The sequence below is a fragment of the Mesorhizobium sp. WSM4887 genome (genome assembly GCF_029625865.1).
Classification (GTDB): domain Bacteria; phylum Pseudomonadota; class Alphaproteobacteria; order Rhizobiales; family Rhizobiaceae; genus Mesorhizobium.
Window position 1 is genome coordinate 474,342 of sequence record NZ_JARTVP010000001.1, and the last position, 20,332, is coordinate 494,673.

Genomic DNA, 20,332 nt, shown 5'->3' on the forward strand with positions numbered 1-20,332 from the left:
CGGCGACGGCATCGGCACGCTGCGGAATTGTCCTCCTGCCGAACAAGGGCGGCTTAGCCGGCTCTACGCTGAAACTTCGTCAGATACCGTCCCAAGTGTTGGAAGAAAGATATTTGGTGGTCGGCATAACTGCCCAGCCAAAATCCATTTGCATTTCGCGCGGCGGGCTGTTCAGCATCCGCGTCGTTTTTTGGGCATCATGCGCATATTTCAGGGCCGCTCCCATGCGGTTGAGCGTTTTTAAAATCGACATGGCTCATCATCCTTCCATGTGCCGAAGCCGTCCCGCGAGCGATCTTCGGCTGCTTTCGATCGGTACTAGATGGTCGATGATTGTTTCCGCCGCGTCGCACGCAAGCTCACGGGCTGTAACCAAACAGTTGCCCCTGAAACGCTCGCACACAACCAAGCTGGTCAGAAGGTTTTGAGGTGATCGGAGTTGTCCCAGGCATCCCACGCACAGGGAGCGTGTGCCGTTGCCTCCTCGAAACAAAGCCGAAATTGCACACCATCAGATCGAAACATGATCGCTGCAAAAACGGCCTCGACCGGCACTGCCGGAAATGAGAGCAAAGGGAAACTCAAATGACCAACATCATTCGTAATGCAATTCTGGCTACTGTCGCGGTTTTCAGCTTGGCCGGTGCGGCTTATGCTCAGCAGCAGATTATCACTTCTTGCAGCAATCACGATGGCTACTGGAACCAGTGCCTGGGTGCCGCAAACAACGGCCACCAGAGCGGCGGCCGCGGACACGATCGCCACTGATTGACGATCGGGTTCCAACAAATGCCTCGCTGGCAAGTTGCCGGCGTGGCTTTGTGCGTTCTGGCAATTTTTTTGACACAGCACTCGCGGCCCAATCGCCCCCAGTGTCCTGAGTTGCACGACAGCGCATGCAGCCGACCAGCCGCAGGCGGTTGAGACGGCACGATCGACAGCACGACGCCCGAAGTCATCGAGGCGTCACGACTGGTCCCGCAGATGACATCCAAGACGCAGTGATACAAAACCGAACCTCTGCCTGACGCCTCGGAACAAATCTCCGTGACCCATAGCTGAAAGCAATCGTGCACTATATTATAACATGGTCGAGGCGATGCGATGTCGAACGTCTACGATCTTGGAACCGATCTGGTGCGTCGTATCTATGAAAAACGCATAGATGCACCGGCGATTCTTGATGCCTCCACGCATTTTCCCAACGCGACGAAGTTCGCAGCCGTCTGGCAGAGTATTCGCGATGAAGCGCTGTCGGTGCAGTTGAACCGGGTTCCGCGTTTTCACGACATCATGCCGGAACAGGCCGAGATTTCGGCCAATGACGGCCTCGATTGGCGCATGTTCGTGCTCAAGGCCTACGACATGACGATCCCGGAAAACCTTGGGAAGATGCCTACCCTCAGCCAGTTGCTGTCGGAATGCCCCGAGGTCAAATCGGCGGCTGTTTCATTCCTGGCGCCGCGCAAGCACATCCCGCCCCACCGCGGCCCCTTTCGCGGCATCATGAGGTTTCATCTCGGCCTTGTCATTCCGAAACTGGCGGACGGCCGCCCGGCAACGATCATGATGATCAACCATCAGGAAAAGCGGATCGCCGACGGCGAATGCCTGCTGTGGGACGACACTTTCGAGCACGAGGTCATGAACAGCGCCGATCAAGCGCGTATCGCCTTGTTGCTTGATGTGTGGCGCCCGGAGATGCCGCTGGACATGGAGGTCCTGTCCAGGTTGATCGTTCGCGGCGTGCAGTTGGGAATGCACTACAGAGGAGTATCTTTCGCCGGGTGAAGCGTCACGCCCTCGCTTCCCGAAACCCTCTTGCGCTGCCGCCGCGCTTCAGCGGCAACATCATGTCCCTTGCGAGCAAACCGCTGACCCGGCAGAAGACCATGAAGGCCCGGCACGCCTCCTCGGCGCTCGCCACATCGACGGTCGCGCCGAAGCAGGCGTTAAACGCGGCGTCATAAAGCTTGCCCTGCCGGCGCTTCGGCCAGTTCTGCAGGAAATCGAGCGCCTGCTCGACGCTGTAAATTTCCTCGACCGGCAGGCCGGGCGCGGGCGTGATGCGCACCGGCACCTCGAATTGCAGCCTGTCCATTCCCTGTCTCCCGAACTGGCGCAGCGGAGCAACGCCGTTCGTTCTGAAAAGTTCTCTGACCGGCTTTTGACGCAGGAATGTGACCTCAGTGGGGTGCGGGCCCGGCGACTGCCACTGCAAATCGGCGCCCCAGCCACATCGTTCGACCGGGCGATGCAACCGGCATCGCCCTGTCGAGGTTGCGTCTACTGGTTCGGCTGGTCCGTCTCCGCCTCATAGGCCATGCGCGAGACCACCACCAGCAGATAGGCGGACGGCACGGCGAAGATGACGCCGAGCACGAGGGCCTGCGCCTTGCCGGCGATCCTCAGCCAGGCAAGCGTTACGCCCTGCCGCATCGCGCTGATGCCGGCGCCGCCCGGGGCAGACGCTGTCGAGGCGGAGACCTCGGCCTGGGCGAAGCTCACCAGCGCAAGCGCAAGCAGCGCCATCAGGGCCGAGCACGCGGTCCTGCTTGCAGCAGCGTCGATCTTGCGCGTTCCGGTGCCGTCAACGGGCGTAAATCTCCTGCATCCTGACCCGGCTACCTCAAGGGATGGCAAGGAAAGCTTTGCGACACCCAGACGCGCCCGCCCAGCGAATATTCCCTCGACAAACCGGTTGCAGGCACTTCGTCCTTGAACCTTGCGGCTTCCAGTGCCAAATCTGAAGAAAATTTCCGCACCGGCTCGCGTCAGGAGCCAACCCGCGAACGGACAAGAATGGTTACCTATCTCGACGCCGCAACGGCCCCCTTGAGAAACACCGGCCAGATCCGCCTCTATGGCGAGGAAGGGTTCGCGGGCATGCGCAAGGCCTGCGATCTCACCGCGCGCTGTCTCGACGAGCTTGTGTCGATGGTGAAGCCCGGCGTCACCACCGAGACCATCGACCGTTTCGTCTTCGAGTTCGGCATGGATCACGGCGCGTTGCCGGCCACGCTCAACTATCGCGGCTACACCAAATCGTCCTGCACTTCGATCAATCACGTGGTCTGCCACGGCATTCCCGACAACAAGCCGCTCAAGGACGGCGACATCGTCAACATCGACGTCACCTACATCCTCGACGGCTGGCACGGCGATTCCTCGCGCATGTATCCGGTCGGCACGATCAAGCGCGCCGCCGAGCGCCTGCTCGAGGTGACTTACGAATGCCTGATGCGCGGCATCGCCGCAATCAGGCCGGGCGCTCGCACCGGCGCGATCGGCGCCGCTATCCAAACCTATGCCGAGGCCGAGCGCTGCTCGGTGGTGCGCGACTTCTGTGGCCACGGCGTCGGCCAGCTTTTCCATGACGCGCCGAACATCCTGCATTACGGCACCGCCGGCGAAGGCGTCGAGATGCGGCCCGGCATGATCTTCACCGTCGAGCCGATGATCAATCTCGGCCGCCCGCATGTGAAGGTGCTCTCTGACGGCTGGACGGCGGTGACGCGCGACCGTTCACTGTCGGCACAGTACGAGCATACGATCGGCGTCACCGATAGCGGCTGCGAGATCTTCACGCTGTCGCCAAAGAAGCTCGACCGCCCCGGCTTGCCGGATTAGTCTGCCGCAGGCACGGCATCGGCAGGATTCCCAAGCCCGGCTCCGGCCAGAAGCGCGGACCTGAGGCACCTGGCTGCTGGCAGCAAGGGTTTGTCGAGCCGTCGGGCAAGATAGACCCAGCTCTTCGTTGTCCCATTTTCACCAAGCGCAGCGGCTGAAAGCTGCACGAGCCGCTCTTCGACAAGATCTTGCTCGATCAACCAAAGTGGAAGCCGCTACCAACCGATGCCTGCTCTGATCAACGCCAGTTTCGCCTCTTGGCTACCCACCCGCCACTTGCGCTGGGAGAGCACGCCATAGTCGCGGCCATGGGAGCGAGGAGAAGGGTCCATCAGGACGATCTGGATGTGATCGGCCAGCTCTGGCGTACTCACCCGGCCTTTCTTCGCTATCAAGGCCAGAGCGTGCCCAGCACCGACGACCGCCGCCATCGACAGCGGCGCGAGGGAATCGAATTCCAGGCGCGGATCGCGCAGGTCTTCGCCCACCGTTATCGCGAGGTCGACCGTGCCCTGCAGGAGGCAATCGATCGGTTCCCCAAGGGTACCTATCTGCAACCGGACGCCAACCGTCGGATAGGTGGCGTGGAGGGCTTCAAGAGCCCTGCCGACGGCCGGCAATGGAACAAGCGTGTCCACCATCAGCGCAAGCTCGATTTCAATGCCGCTGCCCATACCCTGCGCCTTCGCGCGCAGCAGATCGGCGCGTAGAACCAGCGAGCGACAGTCGTCCAGCAGGGCCCGTCCGTCCGAGGTCAAGGTCGGCCGACGAGTCGACCGGTCGAACAGGACCGTCTTGAGTTCGGTCTCCAGATTGGCAATCGCGTGGCTTACCGCCGACTGGGCGCGACCGAGCCGCATGGAGGCCAGGCGAAAGCTACCCGCGTCCGCCACGGCCAGGAACATCCGCATCTGATCGAGAGTGAGCGCGTCGAGCATGATCGATCAATTAGATCAGAAAGCGCCAACTTTTAGCAATCCCATCGATCGCCCCGATGTGTCATCAGTTTCCTGGCCTGAGACAGGAGAGCGAAGTGACTGAACGGCTCAAGCTCGCAGCGCTGATCGGCAGCACGCGGGAACGACGCTATGGCGACAAGGTCGGACACTGGTTTGCCCAGGAGGCGCAGAGACTGGGCGATTTCGAGCTTTCCCGCATCGATGTTGCAGACATTGATCTGCCCAGCCGGCACTTGGCGGAGCCGACACCGGCGATGAAGGCATGCACGAGTAAGCTCGCCAAGGCAGACGCCTTCGTTGTCGTCACCCCCGAATACAATCACAGCATGCCCGGTCATCTTAAGCACGCTATCGACCAGGCTACTGAAGAGTGGCACGCCAAGCCGGTCGGCTTCGTTTCATACGGTGGCGTTTCCGGCGGGTTGAGGGCCGTCGAACATCTTCGGCAGGTATTTGCCGAGCTCCACGCCGTCACCGTCCGGGACGCAGTAAGCTTTCACGGGGTGTGGGAGCATTTTGCTGATGGTGCGGGCCCGCTCGATCCGAAGCGCAGCTCCGGCGCTGTCAAAACCATGCTCCACCAACTCAAGTGGTGGGCTCTTGCGCTGAAGGAGGCGCGTTCGCGCGCCCCCTATACCGTAGGCTAACACATGGATTCGCAACGCATCATTGCAGGCGCCCTCATGACCATAGCCATGACGCTGGTCGGATCCGGCGTGGTGGCCTCGAAAATCATTGCCGGCGGCATGCACCCTTTCCTCGCCGTTCCCCTGCGTTTCCTGATTTCGACGCCGATCCTCTGGGGACTCGTCTTCCTGACAAGCACGCCGCGGTCGCGGCTCTTGGCAAAGGAATATATGATTGTGATGATTCAGGCGGCCGCGGGCAGCGCCGGCTATAGCATTCTAATGATCCTCGCCTTGACCTTGACGACGAGTGCCAATGCCAGTGTCATCCACGGCCTTTTGCCTGTATTGGCTGCCCTCGTTGCAACGCTGGCCTTGAAGGAGAGGCTTGGCGCCAAGCTATGGATCGCCATCGGCGCTGTCACGGCAGGCGCACTTCTTGTCAATGTCGCCTCTGCCAAGGGCTTTGGCCTCGATCTGAAGCTGCTGGCGGGTAACCTGCTGGTGGTCCTCGCTGTTTCCGGCGAAGCACTGTTTGCTATCCTGAACAAGAGAATCAGCAAGCCGCTGGCGCCGCTCTATCTCGCGGCGCTGATGAGCAGCATTTCACTGGTGCTGACCTTGCCGCTCGCCGCTGCCCTTGTCGCGTTTAGCACCGTTGCAGCAGCACCTGCCGCCCTATTGGCGACAGTCTATATCAGCATTTTTCCCACCGTGATCGGCTTCTGGCTCTGGTATTCAGGAGCCGCGCGCGCCAGCGGCGGAGAGGCTGGCGTGTTCATGGCAGTGCTGCCGGTCGCGGCACTCGCGCTCTCGTTTCTTCTTCTCGGTGAGACCATCACGACGATCCACATTCTCGGAACCGCCCTTGTCGTCCTCGGCATCGCTGTTTCGGTCAGCGGGGCAAGAACAGTGAAGAAGCAGGCTGCCGAGGGTGCTCATGTTTAACGTTCGCCAATAGGCGATGCAGCCCTCATCGTCACGGCGTCTTGATATGTCCCAGCAACGCTCCCGGCTACTTTCTTGAAATGATCGAGAACCGTTTCGCGTTTCAGAATCATGCTTTAGTCTCTGGCAAAGGTCTTCTTTCGATCAGCGATGTGGGCGGGCGATGGGAAAAGTCGAGGACGAGCGGGCGTTTTTCTCTGAAGCCTGGGTAGAGCCGCCGAAGAAAGAGGTGGCGCCTGTTGAGAAGCCGCACTACCACGGCCATCGTGATCGTCTGCGCGAACGCTTCTTGGCCGGCGGTCCGGACGCCCTGCCCGACTATGAACTGCTTGAGCTGCTTCTCTTCCGGCTGATCCCGCGCGTCGACACCAAGCCGATCGCCAAGGCGCTGATCGCGCGCTTTGGTTCGCTTGCCGAAGTGCTCGGCGCGCCGGCGTCCCTGCTCGAGGAAGTGAAGGGCATCGGGCCGACGGTGGCGACCGATCTCAAGGTCATCGCCGCCACGGCGCAGCGCATGGCGCGCGGCGAAGTGCGCGGCCGCGAGGTTCTGTCGAACTGGACGCAGCTTCTCGATTATTGCCGCTCGGCCATGGCCTTCGAGGCCCGCGAGCAGTTCCGCATTCTCTTCCTCGACAAGAAGAACGGGCTGATCGCCGACGAGGTGCAGCAGACCGGCACGGTCGACCATACGCCTGTCTATCCGCGCGAGGTGGTCAAGCGCGCGCTCGAACTTTCCGCCAGCGCGATCATTCTGGTGCATAACCATCCGTCCGGCGACCCGACGCCCTCGCGCGCCGACATCGACATGACCAAGCAGATCATCGACACGGCCAAGCCGCTCGGCATCGCCGTTCACGACCACGTCATCATCGGCCGCAAGGGCAATGCCTCGATGAAGGGCCTGCTGCTGATCTGACAGTCCCGAAAATCAGCTGGACACCGATCAGGAAATCATCCGACGGCGGGCACCTCGCGGGCAATGGCTCGATCGAGACGCGCGTTGACGTTAGTTCATCAAAAGCACCAGAGCGGGATGCAGCTTCTTCAGGTTCGGCAATGATTTCGATTGCCAGGGCATGTCGGGCGTTCCGCGCACGACAAATCGAACATCGGGATGCTTGCGCACCTCGATGGTAAATTTCGCCAGCAGGTTGATGCCGGAAGAGTTGAGAAAGTGAAGGTCCTTCAAATTGAGTGTGATGGAAGCGGGATTTGAGGCAAGAACACTGGTCGCCAAAGCCGTGATCGGGGCACCTGCCTCGGAACTGGCAAGCCGCATTGCACCGTCGAAAAAGATATCGCTTCCCTCAGTCCCTCAGGGTCTCGCAGCTAAGAATCGCTGTCGCCCACGTTGATCGGAGGCCTCCGTGCGCGGGAGTAGAACCAGCGGACATAGCCGGATAGAAATAGGTTGTCTGCTGGCGAACCCGACCATATGCGACGAATGGAAGGCGCGGCTTAGCGCGCCTTTAAGGGTTGTTTTTTGCTGGCCGTAGTCGTTGCGTCGGCCGCCAAAGCCGCCAGCGTAGGTGGGCATCCGCGACGTCATCCAGAACGTGAAGCGCGAGATTGACGAGTTCCGGGTGTAGGCAAGCCCCCGTCCCCCATCAGGCCTGCATGGATTCACGGCCTTTGCTCTCACGTTTGCGTGATCCCCAACCTCAGCCTGCGTCATTCGCAAGCGAGTGTTGCGGTCGGGGTACAGCCAATCCCGAACGTTCTGCTAAAACAACCACTGCTTGTAACAACCTGGGCGGGTCCGACTTTGAAAAAGCTAATAGGCTCTATAGCTCTCTACTGTGCATTTAGTTCGTCAGCGTTCGCGGCGGATGCCCTCTCGGTTGGAGGCCCTGCTTCATACAACTGGAGTGGCGGCTACATCGGCGCCGTCGCCGGTGTAAACTTTTTGCAGGGGGATGTGACGATACCTGCGTACGACCCCACTGGTTATGACGGAGATAGTACATCCGCGTCGATCGGCGGGCAGATCGGCTATCAGTACCAGTTCGACAACAACGTCGTCCTCGGGGCCGAAGCGCGACTGGTGGCAGTGTTCAACAGGAAGACTGTGCCGACCCACGACGACGAAACCTTTGAAACCGGTGCCAACTGGCAAGGCAACATCGTGGCGAAAGCCGGCTACGGTATGGGCAATTTTCTCCCTTACCTCAAGGGCGGCGTAGCTTTCCTGCACCTTCACGACACTGGCTACGAATCGGGTTTCGGGATTGCCAAATTTGACCGTACCTACACCGGCTGGACGGTTGGATTCGGAGCCGACTACGCTTTGAACGAGAAATGGGTGGTGGGCGTCGACTACGCCTATTCGCATTTCGCAAAGCACGACTTCTCGGAAGACAGCGCGGCCGTGGGACCGACGATCGTGAAACCCAGCACGCACACTGTGTCGCTGAGCCTCAACTACCGTTTTTAGATCGTCGATCGCGTGAGGCGATTTGGGAAGCCCGTTGGCTATGGCCGGCGGGTTTTTCTTTTTAGTCATCCAACTGCAAACATGGAAGACAAGGCCAACAACCCCGCGATGTGGATGGCATTCTACGAGCGAAGCCGAAACTAGCTTCGAGAGAACACGCGACAGTTCGGACAAGCAGGTTAGTTCATCAAAAGCACCAGAGCGGGATGCAGCTTCTTCAGGTTCGGCAGTGATTTCGATTGCCAGGGTATGTCGGGCGTTCCGCGCACGACAAGTCGAACATCGGGATGCTTGCGCACCTCGATGGTAAATTTCGCCAGCAGGTTGATGCCGGAAGAGTTGAGAAAGTGAAGGTCCTTCAAATTGAGTGTGATGGAAGCGGGATTTGAGGCAAGAACACTGGTCGCCAAAGCCGTGATCGGCGCACCCGCCTCGGAACTGGCAAGCCGCATTGCACCGTCGAAAAAGATATCGCTTCCCTCAGTCCACACGCGGTAGTCGTCTGTCTTGATTTCCATATCTGGCTTCGTTTCATCTAGTTGTGAGTTTGCGAGATCGGAATGGAGGCATATGTTTCCAGGCAAATACGGTCGTTTTCATCGGCCGGGCTGAATATCCAGGCCAGACGTGCGCCATAGTCGCTCATCAACGTCAGCAATCCAAGCCCGGAGCTCCCCACGTCGGGGTTCGCGGCATTCGCCTCAATCCGCTGTATCAGCAGGTCCTTTGGGTCGCCAACCGTGATGTCCGCCAGCAGGCGTTGGAACTCGGACGCGATTTCACCATCGACGTCATTCGACACCTTGAGCTTGAAGCACTCCGAATCCATCGACGCCTCAACCACGATTTCGCCTGGTGCGCGGAACTTAACGGCGTTTTCGATGAGTTCGTTGACCAGATATCCGATGCTATGCCGCACCTCCATGTAGTCATTGCGCGACGACTGAAAGCGCAACGCGAAAAGATCGGCAATGAAGTCCGAGGTCGTGGCGCAATGACGCCAACTCAAGTCGAGAGGTCCGTCGAACAGCCGCACGCGACTGACGCTCCCCTTCATCCCTATTGCAATGTCAGGCGTACCGAACAGCGCTGTCATCCTACGTATGCCTTATGATCACGAGTGTGATGTCGTCGTGGATCTTCTGGATTCCGATATGAGCCATCAAATCCTCGATGATCCCGGTCTTGATGTCCTCGGCGCTCCTGCCATGGCGCTTTTGCACGCTCTTGCAGAGGCGATCGAACCCGAACAGTCTTCTGTCTTCATCTTCCGCCTCGGTCACACCGTCGGTGTGCAACACGATTACGTCGCCGCTCCCGAACACGATGTCTCGCGTGTCAACGAACTGCGAGATGTCGTTCTCCAGGCCAACGGGCAGACCCAGATCAAGCGTGTCGATACGTTCGACGTCCCCATCCGCACGCACGACGAGAATGTCCTCGTGCTGGCCGGATAGCGTTACCCGCCCGTCCTCAAAGTCAAGAAAGGCCAGCGAGAGATGCTTGTCGGTGTTCGTCCGCTCGATGTTCTTGTAGATGGCCCTGTTCAGACGAACCAGAAACTGATGCGGATCGCCTTCGTTGGCCTCCTGCAGCGCGCGTGCAACGGATTGGACCATCAGCATCAGCACGCCGCTCTCGAGACCATGACCGGTCACGTCGCCGATGCCTATCTTGACCCGTGATCCGTTCTGCAGGACGTCGTAGTAGTCCCCGCCCACCTCGTCGGCCGGCCGCATGTAGGCCGCGATCTCCAGCCCCGGAATCGCTTCGAGTTCGAACGGTTTCGGCAGGACCATCATCTGGATTTGCCTGGCGACCGCGAGTTCGGCGCCGAGACGGACGTTCTCGTCCCGCAGCTTTTCGTTGAGCGCGGAAATCTCCTGATTTGCGTCGCCGAGTTCCCTGGTGCGTTCGTCGACGAGTTGCTCGAGGTTTTCTGTGTGAAAGCTGATCTGCTCGGCCATGCGGTTGAAGGCGACCCCGACCGCTCCAACCTCGTCGCGCGTTGGAACGCGAACACGGACCGAATAGTCTTTGGACTGCAGCCTCTGGGCGGCGCTGGCAAGCGCCCTGAGGCCGGCCGTGATCCGCTTCGAGATGCCGAGCACTGCCGCAAATACAATCAGAAGCGAAACGACGATGGCGGCGACCTGAAAGAGCAGAATACGATTGGTCGCGCGAGAAATACTCTTTTGCGCGGCGACCAGGGACGCATAGATTTCGCGTTCTGGAACGACGATTCCGACCGACATCGTTTCAGACTTGATCGGTCCCGAGCTCCACAGATTGGTCGGCTTCAATCTTTTGAGGACAACTATGTAGGGTACGTGTTCGCCCTTGTTGTCGAGCATGATATGCTGAATGACACCGTCATTGTTCTGGTCGAGCGGCAGCGACGCGATGGCCGGCTGCGTGCTTCCCCGCAGCGACCTCTCCAGGCCGGTGACGCCCTGCGTGCCCGCATCGTTGGATGAAGTCAGGCCGATGATCGCCTCGCCCGATGGATTGATCGCCACTACATTGCCGGTCGACATCGTGAGGAAGCCGAACCCGGTTTCGGCGATCTTGACGCGCTCGACGACTTCCGCGAGTTGATCGAGAGTGATGTCTGCACCCGCTACACCGGCGATACCGGTACGGTCGCGCGTCCACAGCGGGTGGAAAAAACTGACGATCAGCTTTCCCGTGATCGCATCGGTGTAGGGCGCTGTCTGAGTGATATCGTCGGGGACTGGACGTGAGGCTGGATCACTCGCCCATTGCTGCCATGACCCGTAGATCCCCGGAAAGAAGAACTCCCAGAACTCCGCCTTGTTGTGGCCCGGATAGAGTCGGTCGAAGGTCTGTGCCTGGTCCGTATACGGTACCGTCCTGAAGATCGGGCGTTCCTTCGGACCAATATAGTACATCTGCAGTTTTGGCGATCCGCTGGCCATAAGGGTCGGCGCGACGAGATCCAGAACGGTACTGTCTTCGATTTCCCGCTCAACGCTTGGCAGCGGCGTGTGGTCGGCGCCCAGCAGGTAGCCCCAGACGCTAATCACGGAAGGCGCGCCCGGCAGGTTCTGCGCCCAATCGCCCTTCGCGTCATAGACGACCTTCACCGAGCCGGGTGCCTCCTGCGAAAGGGTTGCTCCGACCTGTCGCTGCCGGCTCGGATGGTCGGTCTGGGCCTGCAGAACGCCGGCCAGCGCCTTCACGTCCCCATGAACTCGATCGAGCAGGAGGTCGACGCTTAACGCTGTCGAGTCGGCATAGGAGCGAATGTATTCCTGGTTTGCGGTGGTCAGGCCCTCACCGACTTCCGACGTGGCGTCGCGCGACAGCTTTTGAACGTTCCAGAGCGCAAGGCCACCGCTCAGCAAGAGGTCGAACAACACGGCGCCGCCGACGACCAAGACGAATTTCGCCCGGAAGGAGCGCAGGCCGAAGCGCGGTGTAGGCTGATCGTCGGCTTTCATTGCGGCCTTCGCCCCGATGCGACCCAGATCGGCCAACCCGCATAACCCTTGGGGTGTAGCGCAGCGAATATGTGATCCTGGAAACCCTGCCGGAACCGTGCAACGAACTCCGGCCCGTCGCCGCGTTTGATGGCCATCTCGCCGGCATAGACATCGGCCCAGGCGACAATGACATCGGCGAAGTCCTGCGGATCTCCGTCCAAGTTGGTGACGGTGAAGGTCTCGACACGTATGTCGTCGAATCCGGCTTCGATCAGATATCGCCGACTCTTGGGCCCGAGCTCGACGTCCATTTCGAAATGCGCGAACAGCTTCGCCACTTCATTGTATGTCCAACGGATGCTTTCGGCGCGCGGCTCGCCGAGGCAATGCGAATTCTTCTCGTTGGTGATGTAGACCCGCCCGCCTGGCTTGCATATGCGGTAGAGTTCCTTGAGGATGAGTTCCGGTCGATTGAAGATTTGAAGCGAATGTCGGCAGGTGACCAAGTCGAACTGCTCCTCGTCGAGCAGCATTTCCGAGGCATCGCCATAAGTATATTCGATGCCCCGGATATCGAACTCCCGCATCACGCGTCGGGCGTAGTCCAGGCTTGATATGGAGTGGTCGAGGGCGACAATCCGCGACGGCTGGAACTCTTTCTGCACGAGCACGGCGAAATCGCCGATCCCGCAACAGATGTCGGCCATAACGATCCCGGGTCTCATGCCATGTCGCGGCAGGATTGCACGCTCGTGGCGCCAGGTCATCTTTGTCTGCGTGCGCAGGATTGGAACGAACCCGCCTTCCTCGAGGAAGCCCTGCCCTGGATAGAATTCGCTGTCATACTCCTCGACCGTGATGTTCGGTTCGATTCCGCTCAGCCGACCGAATTTTCGCGAGGTCCATCCGACGACGCTCGACGTGATGACAACAAATTTGAGATCGGGTCGAGCGCGACAGGCATCGATGATGATCCTCGAAAAGGCGTAAAATGCAGCGTTGTTCATCTGCGCCAAGCGCCTGACATTGACGTAGAGAACGCCGCGTACTCGGCCGATCGCATCGCGAAGCAATGCTAGGCTAGGCCCAAGCTCATCGATCGCCTGAGGCCGGACCACCCCAGATATTGAGAACTCCTGGTTGTTCGCATCGTACTGCGCCTTGAAGCGCGCGTGCAGGTTGTAAGGGCTCAATGTTGCAGGCCCTCAAGCGGAAGATCCACGACGAGCTTGATCGCATCGCCGTCGGCTTCCTCGACCCTGAGTGCCGCGTTGTAGTCGACAGCCAGTTCCAGGAGTACCACCTCCCGGCTGGGCGCCAGATCCCCAGACACAGAATTGAGATATCGCTCCTTGGCCTCAAATCCCGCGACTTGCGAAACGGCTTCTTCGTAGAATTGGCGCTCCTCCGGCATGCAGGGAAATGTCAGCTCGATCCTGTCCGTGGCGCCATAGCGAGACACCCTGCATGCCAGTTCGCCGTCGGCGTGGCGGGTACGAAAGGCGACTTCCAGTAATTCGTTGAACGCAGAGGAAAAGAGATTCGAATGCCGCACCGAGTCTGATCTGTTTTGACTGATCATCCGGGCGATGTACGTCGAGACATAATCGCAGTGTTTCCAAGCGGAGACAAAAGTCTTGATTTCCATGTCGATCTGGATCATCGGCTCAAAAGTCGGTTCGCCAACCGGGTCATGATGAACAGATCCCATCCGCATCCTCTCCTATTCCATCCGTATTTGAGCCCAGATGACGCGATGAACTCCGGGACGGAAGTTTGACCGCCTCGTGATGAGCCAGTCCCGCATTGCGCGGCATCTAGCTCGATCGTTTTTACAGCCCTCCGATTTACAAACGGTGCAAGTGGCTAGCGCGCCCGATTTGATTCCTCCATCGCTACCAGCCCGTTCGGCGGCGACCGCCTGATGAAATCGCCGGTTGCCTCGGATCCGAGCGGCCGTCCCATGAAATTGCCTTGCAGGTAATCGCAATTTTCCTTGATCAGCCACCGTGCCTGCGCCGACGTCTCGACCCCCTCGGCGGTGACGCTTATTCCCAGGCCGTGCGCCAGACTTATGATCGATCGCACAATCGTTTGACTCTTCAGATCCGTCTCCAGGTCCGCGATGAAGTATTGATCTATCTTCAAGGTATCAAACGGAAAATTCTTAAGGTAGCTCAAGGACGAATAGTATGTTCCAAAATCGTCGAGCGAGATTCGTATTCCCAGGACGTTCAACGTATTCAATGTATCTATATTGTCGATAGTCTTCTCAAGAAGAACCGTTTCGGTTATCTCGAGTTCAAGCCTTTCAGCCCGGATTCCAACTGCGTCGATGATCTGAGCGACCGTGTCCGTCAGCGAACCGCTTAGGAACTGAGCCGGCGACAAGTTGACTGCGACTGTCAGCGCGGAAGGCCACGCCAATGCCTGGCGACAGGCTTGCTCGAGCACCCATCGTCCAATTTCGTCCATCAGACCGTCGGCTTCGGCGATCGGAATGAACACGCCGGGCGGAATGATTCCTATCTCGGGGTGCCGCCACCGCAGCAGCGCTTCGAAACCAATCACCGACGAAGGAGGCCTGATGAGCGGCTGATAGTCCAGGTAAAGCTCGCCCCGCTCCAGCGCGGTTCGAAGGCTGCGCCTCAGATTTTCGCGTTGCTCGAGCAACAACAGCATCGAGCGATTGAACGTTCGAGCGCAGCCGCGACCATCCGTCTTGGCTGCGTAAAGAGCAATATCTGCGGCTTTCATCAGCTGCTCGCCATCGGTCCCGTGCTCCGGCCCGAAAGCGATTCCGATACTTGAACCGACGAAGACGGGAATGCCGTTGATGACGAAAGGGTCCTTGAACGAGTTGACCAGCGATGTTGCGAGGCGCTCGGCTTCCGCGGGCTGCTCCTTGCCCAATTGGATGACGGCGAACTCGTCGCCGGCATACCGGTACGCAGATTCGCCGTCCTCCAGCGCGTCGCGGATTCGACCTGCCGCGAGTTGCAGAAGCGTGTCGCCTGCCCCATGGCCGAGCGTGTCGTTGACCGCTTTGAAATCGTCAAGATCGATTTGCAGCAGGGCGGCTTTTGGCTGAGATCCGCCGATGGCCGCCAGCGCTTGCTGCAGCCGCTCGCCGAATCGCCGCCGATTCTGCAGTCCGGTCAGCACGTCGTGCGTCGCTTGATGGAGCAGAATCATATGCTCCTGCTCCTGCGCCGCGCTGCGCTCCCCCTGCTCCCGGGATTCGATGATTCCCACACCATCTGCAGTGCCGAAGACGAAAACGGAGCGGGGCGCTTCGCCCGATGATCGCGGCAGGTCAATGCTTGCCGCAGAGCCGCCCTGGAACACCCGAAGAAATTCGTCGCGGCACCTCGTATCGAGGAAGCTTGGATAGATCTCCCAAATGGCTGCGCCTAGCACAACCGCACCTCCGTACAGACGTTTAAGCCTGGCGGCGTAGTGAGTTAGGCGGAAGTCGCTATCATAGAACGATAGAAGTTCGGTCGTATTCGCCAACAGGTTAGCGAGAAGCGCTTCGCCGGCACGTGAACCATCGCTTGAGGACGACTCCTCATTCTGCGTGCCGACGCCTGATGCCTCTGAACGCAAAAGCCACCTCCGTAGGCGGTGAAAATTAGCGTCCCCCAGTTTAGAAATAGCATAAGTAACAAGCTTGGCAAACTTTCAACTCGCTATTTCAACAAGCGGTGCATGCGCTGTAATTGCAATGGATCCTCCGCTGTGATTGGCGGGCAGGTTATTCCACGATGGACGTTCATTCATTGTTAATAAATCGCGAATCGACAGATAATCGGCGTCGCGCCCGGCGTGATTCGAAATATTGCGATCCACAGGACAGAGCGGAATTCGCGGCCTGGGCTCGATCACAGACCTAGTGTTTCGAGATCGGCTTTCTCAAAAATTTGGTTTTCAGCCACGTTTTCGACGGTCCGCTCTGGTAGGGGCTATCGGCGCGTTTCGAGATGACGCCGTCGAGCTCGGTTTTCTCGGTGGCGCGAAAGATCGCGAGCGCGTCGCCCTCAAAATGCTCGCTGTATTGGATCTTGCCGAGGCCAGGCTCAACCAGTCGCCACAGCGCTTGCTTGCGTTGCAGCAGGGGTAAGGGAATAAGATTGCGACCGTCGAGATGGAGGATGTCGAAAGCGACGAACACCAGCCGGCTCGGCTCGTTCCAGATCGCGGCTTCCAGCTCAGGAGAACCGGGCGAGCCACGCCCGCCTGAGACAATCACCTCGCCGTCGAGAATGGCAGCCCGGCATGGCAGGTCGACAGCTAGCGCGATGGGCCAGTATTTAGTCGTCCAGTCGCGCCCGTTCTTGTTGTAAAGACGCGCGCCGTTCTTATCAATGATGATTTGCGTGCGGTAGCCGTCGAATTTGGCCTCGTGGACCCACCCTTCATCTTCGGGCGGCCGCTCGACAAGAGTTGGTATCTGCGGCGGAATGAACTCCAGCCGTTCGTCGTCGACCTTGTCACGATGACTCAACTACGCCACCATCTTTGCCGGATAGCGGTGGCGCGAGCGGCACCGGCGATCTGGTATCCATTTGGACACCTGCCGCCTGTGCCTTGCCCCCACTAAGCCATTCTGCGACGGAATGAACACCGGCCAGCCGCCCCCCGGCCATTGGCACGCTTACTCAATTACGCCACACCTTCGACGGATAGCGGTAGCGCGAGCGGCACAGGCGATCCGATGTCCCCCAACTTGGACATCTGCCGCCTGTGCCGAGCCCCCACTAAGCCATCGAGCCCCCACTAAGCCATTCTGCGGCGGAATGAACACCAACCGGCCGCCTCGGCCTTGGCACGCTAACTCACTTACGCCTTTGACGGTTTGCGGCGGCGCGGTCGGCACAGGCGGTGCGATATACCCCCCAACTTGGAAACCTGCCGCCTGTGCCGAGCCCCCGCTAAGTCACAGCGAACATCTACGAATATGACCGCGCTGTCGTTAGCTGCGCATCCAGATACTTATCCGGGCGTACATATCTCGATCGGCACGGCATCTCTCGCCAGGGATTTTGCCAATGGGGTACCGCCAGCCAAGGATCGCTTGCCCGGCAAGGATTGTCGCCGGATCCAGTATCACTCCGGGCATACTGATGAAACGTCCGCCGCGGATGCTATGATCAGCTTCCAAGTGCCTTGAGCCATCCTTCAAACGAGGAGGTCTTCTCGTGCTCGCCAAGCGAAACAGAGTGGGCGGGGCGCGGCAACACCGTCGTCCTGCGCCCTTCGCGGGGGCTGTAACCGAACTCCTTGCTGAACGCCCGGCTGAAATTTGCCGCTGAACTGAACCCGAAGGCCTCCGCAATTTGAACGATGCGCCGGCTGTCCGCCGGATCGCTGAGCGCAACATGGGCCGCTAGAAGTCGGCGACTTTGAATGTAATGGAGCACCCCACCGCTCGGTTCGAACAGCTGGTAGAGACGAGATCGCGAAACACCGAGCGCCCGGCACATTGAATCCGGCGTCAGATGAGCCGCTTCCAGGTTGTTTTGGACGTATCGACGGGCCCGCTCCATCAGCGCGACACTCGCCAGTTGTTCGGCCGCAGCCGCATGTTCGGCCGGCGGCGCTAGGCACGCAATGATCATGCTGCGGGTTGCGTGTACGATGCGAGGCAGGTCGTCAGCGGTGAGGCTGCGCAGTCTTGTTACCATGCCGTCGACATAGTCGATCAAAAGGTTTGCAAAATTGCCGGAAAGAATTGAGTTGTTGTTTGCGTCGAGGGTTGCCGCCGCGTCGGCGAACAAATCACGCGGCAAATATAGAACGAGACTTTCGGATTCGGTCATCCTCCCGCGAAACGGGTAGCCTAGCGACCTGATCTCAAGTTTGCCCGGCTGGCCCTCCGCGACGCGGCGATTGACCTCCGTCCACGACCGGCCGGTATGTGGCAAGACGACATACCAATGATCGATCGAGCTGGACCGAAGCTTTGCGGCGGAACGGATGTAACTGTGCGCCGGCGTCCGCTGTTCGACGATCAGCATGCCGCCGAGATTCCAAGCCTTGTGCGCTGCGGGGAAGCCGTCGTCCAGCGATTTGTCATCCGGCAGCCTGACCTCGACAAGCGGTGCCACATGCGCTTGCCAAGCGGGGAATTGATCCTCTGCTGCCAGTTCGAGCGTTGAAAAGGACAGCGGTTCCAGTGCCGGCGCGATTGGCCGAGCCGCCTCATTGTCGGGTTGAACGTCGCGAGGCCAACGCCGTCGCTCGCGCTCCGGTACAGGCCCGGTATGCGCCTCGTCTTGCTCCTTAGCGTCCATCGCGCGTGGTGCCATATCCGATTCCGGTATGCCCATGCCCCCGCAATCATGTGGTGTATCCCGGGATCTGGCAAGCCTGTGGACCGCATCGTCGATCACGCTGGGTTACAATAAGAAATGCATCCCGAGATAAGTTTCTGGATACGAGGCTAACGACACACTTCAGACCGGCGCCTATAGATTCCGACATCGTGAAAGCGACGTTGAGGAGACCAGGTAATGAATGAAAAAGTCAAAGGAGAAGCTCGCCGCAAGATAATTCTTGATGGATATGTCAACAACGAGCCATTAAAAGACATTGCGGCAAAGCTCGGATGCTCACTGGCGAGTTTGAAAGTCAGCGCCAGCAAACTTGGCTGCACTCGCGCCCCGAAAGAGGCGGCTGACTTTCGACGCGGCTTCCGTATACCCGACAACAAACGGCAAGACTATTACCAGCTCATGCGGGCCGGCCAATATAGATCTCGGGACTGCGCACAGATTTTGGGATTATTGACAACACAATCGCCGAGCATGGAGTAACGTTACTAGAAGCTGGGGACAACATCTTTTCAAGCCTCGGTGACAAGGCCCCGCCGCAAAGCACGGGCGGCGGGCGCTGAAAGGTTCGCTCAAATGCTGCGTCGGCGTTTCAATCGCACCTGCCTTAGCCCTCTCGATCTGGCCGTTTGCGAACGCGTGTTCAATCAGGTCTGCGCAGATGAACAGCTCGATCCTTTGGACCCGGACGCCGAAATTCTAGCGGTATTGGTTGTGGCCATCTTTCGAAATGCTCACACCAGCGAACGCGAACTGCTGGAGGCGGTCAAATCTCGCCGGCAAAAGGCCAGGGCAGCCGTCCGCACGCCTAAAATGAACTAGTTGATCTACCCGCCAGCGGCATCAAGCCGGCCATTCAGCCCTCTGCACATCGTCCGTAAGGGCAATGCTTCGACGAAGGGCCCGCTGCGCCAAGGCCCGCCGCCCCAAAAGGTCCGGGCGCGCAGCAACGTTTTGCACATCAGCTAGTCGGCTCTGGAATTTCAACCGGAAATCGAGCATGATGCGGCTTGGTATTGGCGTTGGATGCTTCGCGCTCCCATGAAATACCGGAGGACGGGACATGGCCATCGCGCTTGTACTCGTTTTGATCGTCGTGGGCTCGGTGTTGTTCCACTTCCTGAGCCCATGGTGGTGGACGCCGATTGCCTCGAACTGGGACTATATCGACCACACCATCATCATCAGCTTCTGGATCACCGGCGTCGTTTTTGCCGCCGTTGTTCTCTTCATGGCGTATTGCGTGTTCCGCTTTCGCCATCGCGAAGGCAATCGCGCGGTATACGAACCGGAGAACAAGCGTCTCGAATGGTGGTTGACGATCGTCACTGCGATCGGCGTCACCGCCTTGCTCGTTCCCGGCCTGTTCGTCTGGAGCCGCTTCGTCAACGTGCCGAGCGATGCGACCGAAATCGAGGTCGTTGCTCAGCAATGGCAGTGGAGCTATCGCCTGCCAGGCAAGGACGGCAAGCTCGGCACTTCGGACACCCGTGAAGTAGCCGCTGAGAACCCGCTAGGCATCGCCCCAAAGGATCCCAACGGCCAGGACGACGTCGTGGTCGAGGCGGCGGACCTGCACTTGCCGGTCGGCAAACCGGTCAAGATGCTGCTGCGTTCGATCGACGTGCTGCATGATTTCTACATCCCGGAATTCCGCGCCAAGATGGACATGATCCCGGGATCGGTCACCTATTTCTGGTTCACTCCAACAAGGACCGGAACCTTCCAGGTCCTGTGCGCCGAGCTCTGCGGCCAGGGACATCCGCTGATGCATGGCATGGTGATGGTCGACACCGAGCAGGATTACCTGACCTGGCTCGGGCAGCAGCAGACTTTTGCGCAACTGTCGGCGCCTCAGCAAACGGGCTCGGCGAACCCGCTGCCAGGAAAGACAATGGCGTCCGCTTTGGACGTCGGGACAAAAGTCGAAACTGTCGAGGCCCGCTGAACAGGG

The 20,332-nt window shown here is 59.3% G+C and carries 23 protein-coding genes; 9 read left to right on the top strand and 14 right to left on the bottom strand.

Going from position 1 to position 20,332, the window contains the following annotated elements; all coding sequences use genetic code 11:
* Positions 1 to 79: 79 nt before the first annotated feature.
* Both P9230_RS02305 and P9230_RS02310 read right to left on the bottom strand, forming a co-directional pair.
* Positions 80 to 253 (bottom strand): hypothetical protein, encoded by a 174-nt coding sequence (locus tag P9230_RS02305; RefSeq protein ID WP_095829885.1) that lies wholly within the window; start codon positions 251 to 253, stop codon positions 80 to 82.
* A gap of 161 nt (positions 254 to 414) precedes the next feature.
* A complete protein-coding gene (locus tag P9230_RS02310) occupies positions 415 to 786 on the bottom strand; it encodes a hypothetical protein (RefSeq protein ID WP_278117256.1) in 372 nt (123 codons plus the stop codon).
* Positions 787 to 1,104: 318 nt separating this feature from the next.
* On the opposite strand from P9230_RS02310, the gene P9230_RS02315 reads away from it, so the two are divergent.
* On the top strand, positions 1,105 to 1,791 hold the full coding sequence (locus tag P9230_RS02315; protein WP_278117258.1) for an aspartyl/asparaginyl beta-hydroxylase domain-containing protein: 687 nt from the start codon (positions 1,105 to 1,107) through the stop codon (positions 1,789 to 1,791).
* Positions 1,792 to 1,795: 4 nt separating this feature from the next.
* Here the strand turns inward: P9230_RS02315 and P9230_RS02320 are convergent, their stop codons facing one another.
* Together P9230_RS02320 and P9230_RS02325 are read right to left on the bottom strand one after the other, a co-directional pair.
* On the bottom strand, positions 1,796 to 2,101 hold the full coding sequence (locus P9230_RS02320) for a DUF982 domain-containing protein (protein WP_067325334.1): 306 nt from the start codon (positions 2,099 to 2,101) through the stop codon (positions 1,796 to 1,798).
* 185 nt (positions 2,102 to 2,286) lie between these two features.
* Positions 2,287 to 2,532, bottom strand: coding sequence for a hypothetical protein (locus P9230_RS02325; protein WP_095802156.1), 246 nt, complete (start codon positions 2,530 to 2,532; stop codon positions 2,287 to 2,289).
* A 270-nt stretch (positions 2,533 to 2,802) separates the two neighbouring features.
* Here P9230_RS02325 and map point away from each other — a divergent pair, with 270 nt between their 5' ends.
* Complete coding sequence (map, locus tag P9230_RS02330; protein ID WP_067000098.1) at positions 2,803 to 3,630, top strand: type I methionyl aminopeptidase; 828 nt, start codon at positions 2,803 to 2,805, stop codon at positions 3,628 to 3,630.
* Between the two features lie 215 nt (positions 3,631 to 3,845).
* Here map and P9230_RS02335 read toward each other — a convergent pair whose 3' ends face one another.
* Positions 3,846 to 4,568, bottom strand: a complete 723-nt coding sequence (locus tag P9230_RS02335) for a LysR family transcriptional regulator (RefSeq protein WP_278117262.1) — start codon at positions 4,566 to 4,568, stop codon at positions 3,846 to 3,848.
* Between the two features lie 95 nt (positions 4,569 to 4,663).
* On the opposite strand from P9230_RS02335, the gene P9230_RS02340 reads away from it, so the two are divergent.
* The 3 genes from P9230_RS02340 to radC all read left to right on the top strand — a co-directional run bounded on the left by P9230_RS02340 (position 4,664) and on the right by radC (position 7,079).
* On the top strand, positions 4,664 to 5,236 hold the full coding sequence (locus P9230_RS02340; RefSeq protein ID WP_278117264.1) for an NAD(P)H-dependent oxidoreductase: 573 nt from the start codon (positions 4,664 to 4,666) through the stop codon (positions 5,234 to 5,236).
* A gap of 3 nt (positions 5,237 to 5,239) precedes the next feature.
* Positions 5,240 to 6,163 carry a DMT family transporter gene (locus tag P9230_RS02345; protein WP_127248583.1) on the top strand — a complete coding sequence of 308 codons (924 nt, stop codon included), beginning with the start codon at positions 5,240 to 5,242 and terminating at the stop codon, positions 6,161 to 6,163.
* Positions 6,164 to 6,326: 163 nt separating this feature from the next.
* Complete coding sequence (radC, locus tag P9230_RS02350) at positions 6,327 to 7,079, top strand: DNA repair protein RadC (protein WP_095779209.1); 753 nt, start codon at positions 6,327 to 6,329, stop codon at positions 7,077 to 7,079.
* 90 nt (positions 7,080 to 7,169) lie between these two features.
* Here radC and P9230_RS02355 read toward each other — a convergent pair whose 3' ends face one another.
* Complete coding sequence (locus tag P9230_RS02355) at positions 7,170 to 7,460, bottom strand: hypothetical protein (RefSeq protein ID WP_278118317.1); 291 nt, start codon at positions 7,458 to 7,460, stop codon at positions 7,170 to 7,172.
* A 468-nt stretch (positions 7,461 to 7,928) separates the two neighbouring features.
* On the opposite strand from P9230_RS02355, the gene P9230_RS02360 reads away from it, so the two are divergent.
* A complete protein-coding gene (locus P9230_RS02360) occupies positions 7,929 to 8,597 on the top strand; it encodes an outer membrane protein (RefSeq protein ID WP_164748202.1) in 669 nt (222 codons plus the stop codon).
* Between the two features lie 179 nt (positions 8,598 to 8,776).
* Here the strand turns inward: P9230_RS02360 and P9230_RS02365 are convergent, their stop codons facing one another.
* The 8 genes from P9230_RS02365 to P9230_RS02400 form a co-directional block, all read right to left on the bottom strand.
* On the bottom strand, positions 8,777 to 9,115 hold the full coding sequence (locus P9230_RS02365) for a hypothetical protein (RefSeq protein WP_067000080.1): 339 nt from the start codon (positions 9,113 to 9,115) through the stop codon (positions 8,777 to 8,779).
* Positions 9,116 to 9,132: 17 nt separating this feature from the next.
* Positions 9,133 to 9,693 (bottom strand): ATP-binding protein, encoded by a 561-nt coding sequence (locus tag P9230_RS02370; protein ID WP_278117267.1) that lies wholly within the window; start codon positions 9,691 to 9,693, stop codon positions 9,133 to 9,135.
* 1 nt (position 9,694) lies between these two features.
* A complete protein-coding gene (locus P9230_RS02375; protein ID WP_278117269.1) occupies positions 9,695 to 12,061 on the bottom strand; it encodes a SpoIIE family protein phosphatase in 2,367 nt (788 codons plus the stop codon).
* Positions 12,058 to 13,236 (bottom strand): class I SAM-dependent methyltransferase, encoded by a 1,179-nt coding sequence (locus P9230_RS02380; RefSeq protein ID WP_127214214.1) that lies wholly within the window; start codon positions 13,234 to 13,236, stop codon positions 12,058 to 12,060. Before P9230_RS02380 ends, P9230_RS02375 begins: the two co-directional genes overlap by 4 nt.
* Complete coding sequence (locus P9230_RS02385; protein ID WP_278117271.1) at positions 13,233 to 13,754, bottom strand: ubiquinone biosynthesis methyltransferase UbiE; 522 nt, start codon at positions 13,752 to 13,754, stop codon at positions 13,233 to 13,235. The genes P9230_RS02380 and P9230_RS02385 overlap by 4 nt, the downstream gene beginning before the upstream one ends.
* Positions 13,755 to 13,909: 155 nt before the next feature.
* Positions 13,910 to 15,559 carry an EAL domain-containing protein gene (locus tag P9230_RS02390; RefSeq protein WP_278118319.1) on the bottom strand — a complete coding sequence of 550 codons (1,650 nt, stop codon included), beginning with the start codon at positions 15,557 to 15,559 and terminating at the stop codon, positions 13,910 to 13,912.
* Positions 15,560 to 15,935: 376 nt separating this feature from the next.
* Positions 15,936 to 16,550, bottom strand: a complete 615-nt coding sequence (locus P9230_RS02395) for a DNA ligase (protein ID WP_127248580.1) — start codon at positions 16,548 to 16,550, stop codon at positions 15,936 to 15,938.
* A 646-nt stretch (positions 16,551 to 17,196) separates the two neighbouring features.
* Positions 17,197 to 18,354 carry an AraC family transcriptional regulator gene (locus P9230_RS02400; protein ID WP_245475462.1) on the bottom strand — a complete coding sequence of 386 codons (1,158 nt, stop codon included), beginning with the start codon at positions 18,352 to 18,354 and terminating at the stop codon, positions 17,197 to 17,199.
* A gap of 204 nt (positions 18,355 to 18,558) precedes the next feature.
* Here P9230_RS02400 and P9230_RS02405 point away from each other — a divergent pair, with 204 nt between their 5' ends.
* The 3 genes from P9230_RS02405 (at position 18,559) to P9230_RS02415 (ending at position 20,326) form a co-directional block, all read left to right on the top strand.
* Positions 18,559 to 18,861 carry a hypothetical protein gene (locus P9230_RS02405; protein ID WP_127248579.1) on the top strand — a complete coding sequence of 101 codons (303 nt, stop codon included), beginning with the start codon at positions 18,559 to 18,561 and terminating at the stop codon, positions 18,859 to 18,861.
* Between the two features lie 93 nt (positions 18,862 to 18,954).
* The gene (locus tag P9230_RS02410; protein ID WP_067000066.1) at positions 18,955 to 19,200 is read left to right on the top strand and encodes a hypothetical protein; all 246 of its coding nucleotides are present in this window, start codon (positions 18,955 to 18,957) and stop codon (positions 19,198 to 19,200) included.
* A 241-nt stretch (positions 19,201 to 19,441) separates the two neighbouring features.
* A complete protein-coding gene (locus P9230_RS02415) occupies positions 19,442 to 20,326 on the top strand; it encodes a cytochrome c oxidase subunit II (RefSeq protein ID WP_127245630.1) in 885 nt (294 codons plus the stop codon).
* Positions 20,327 to 20,332: the final 6 nt, after the last annotated feature.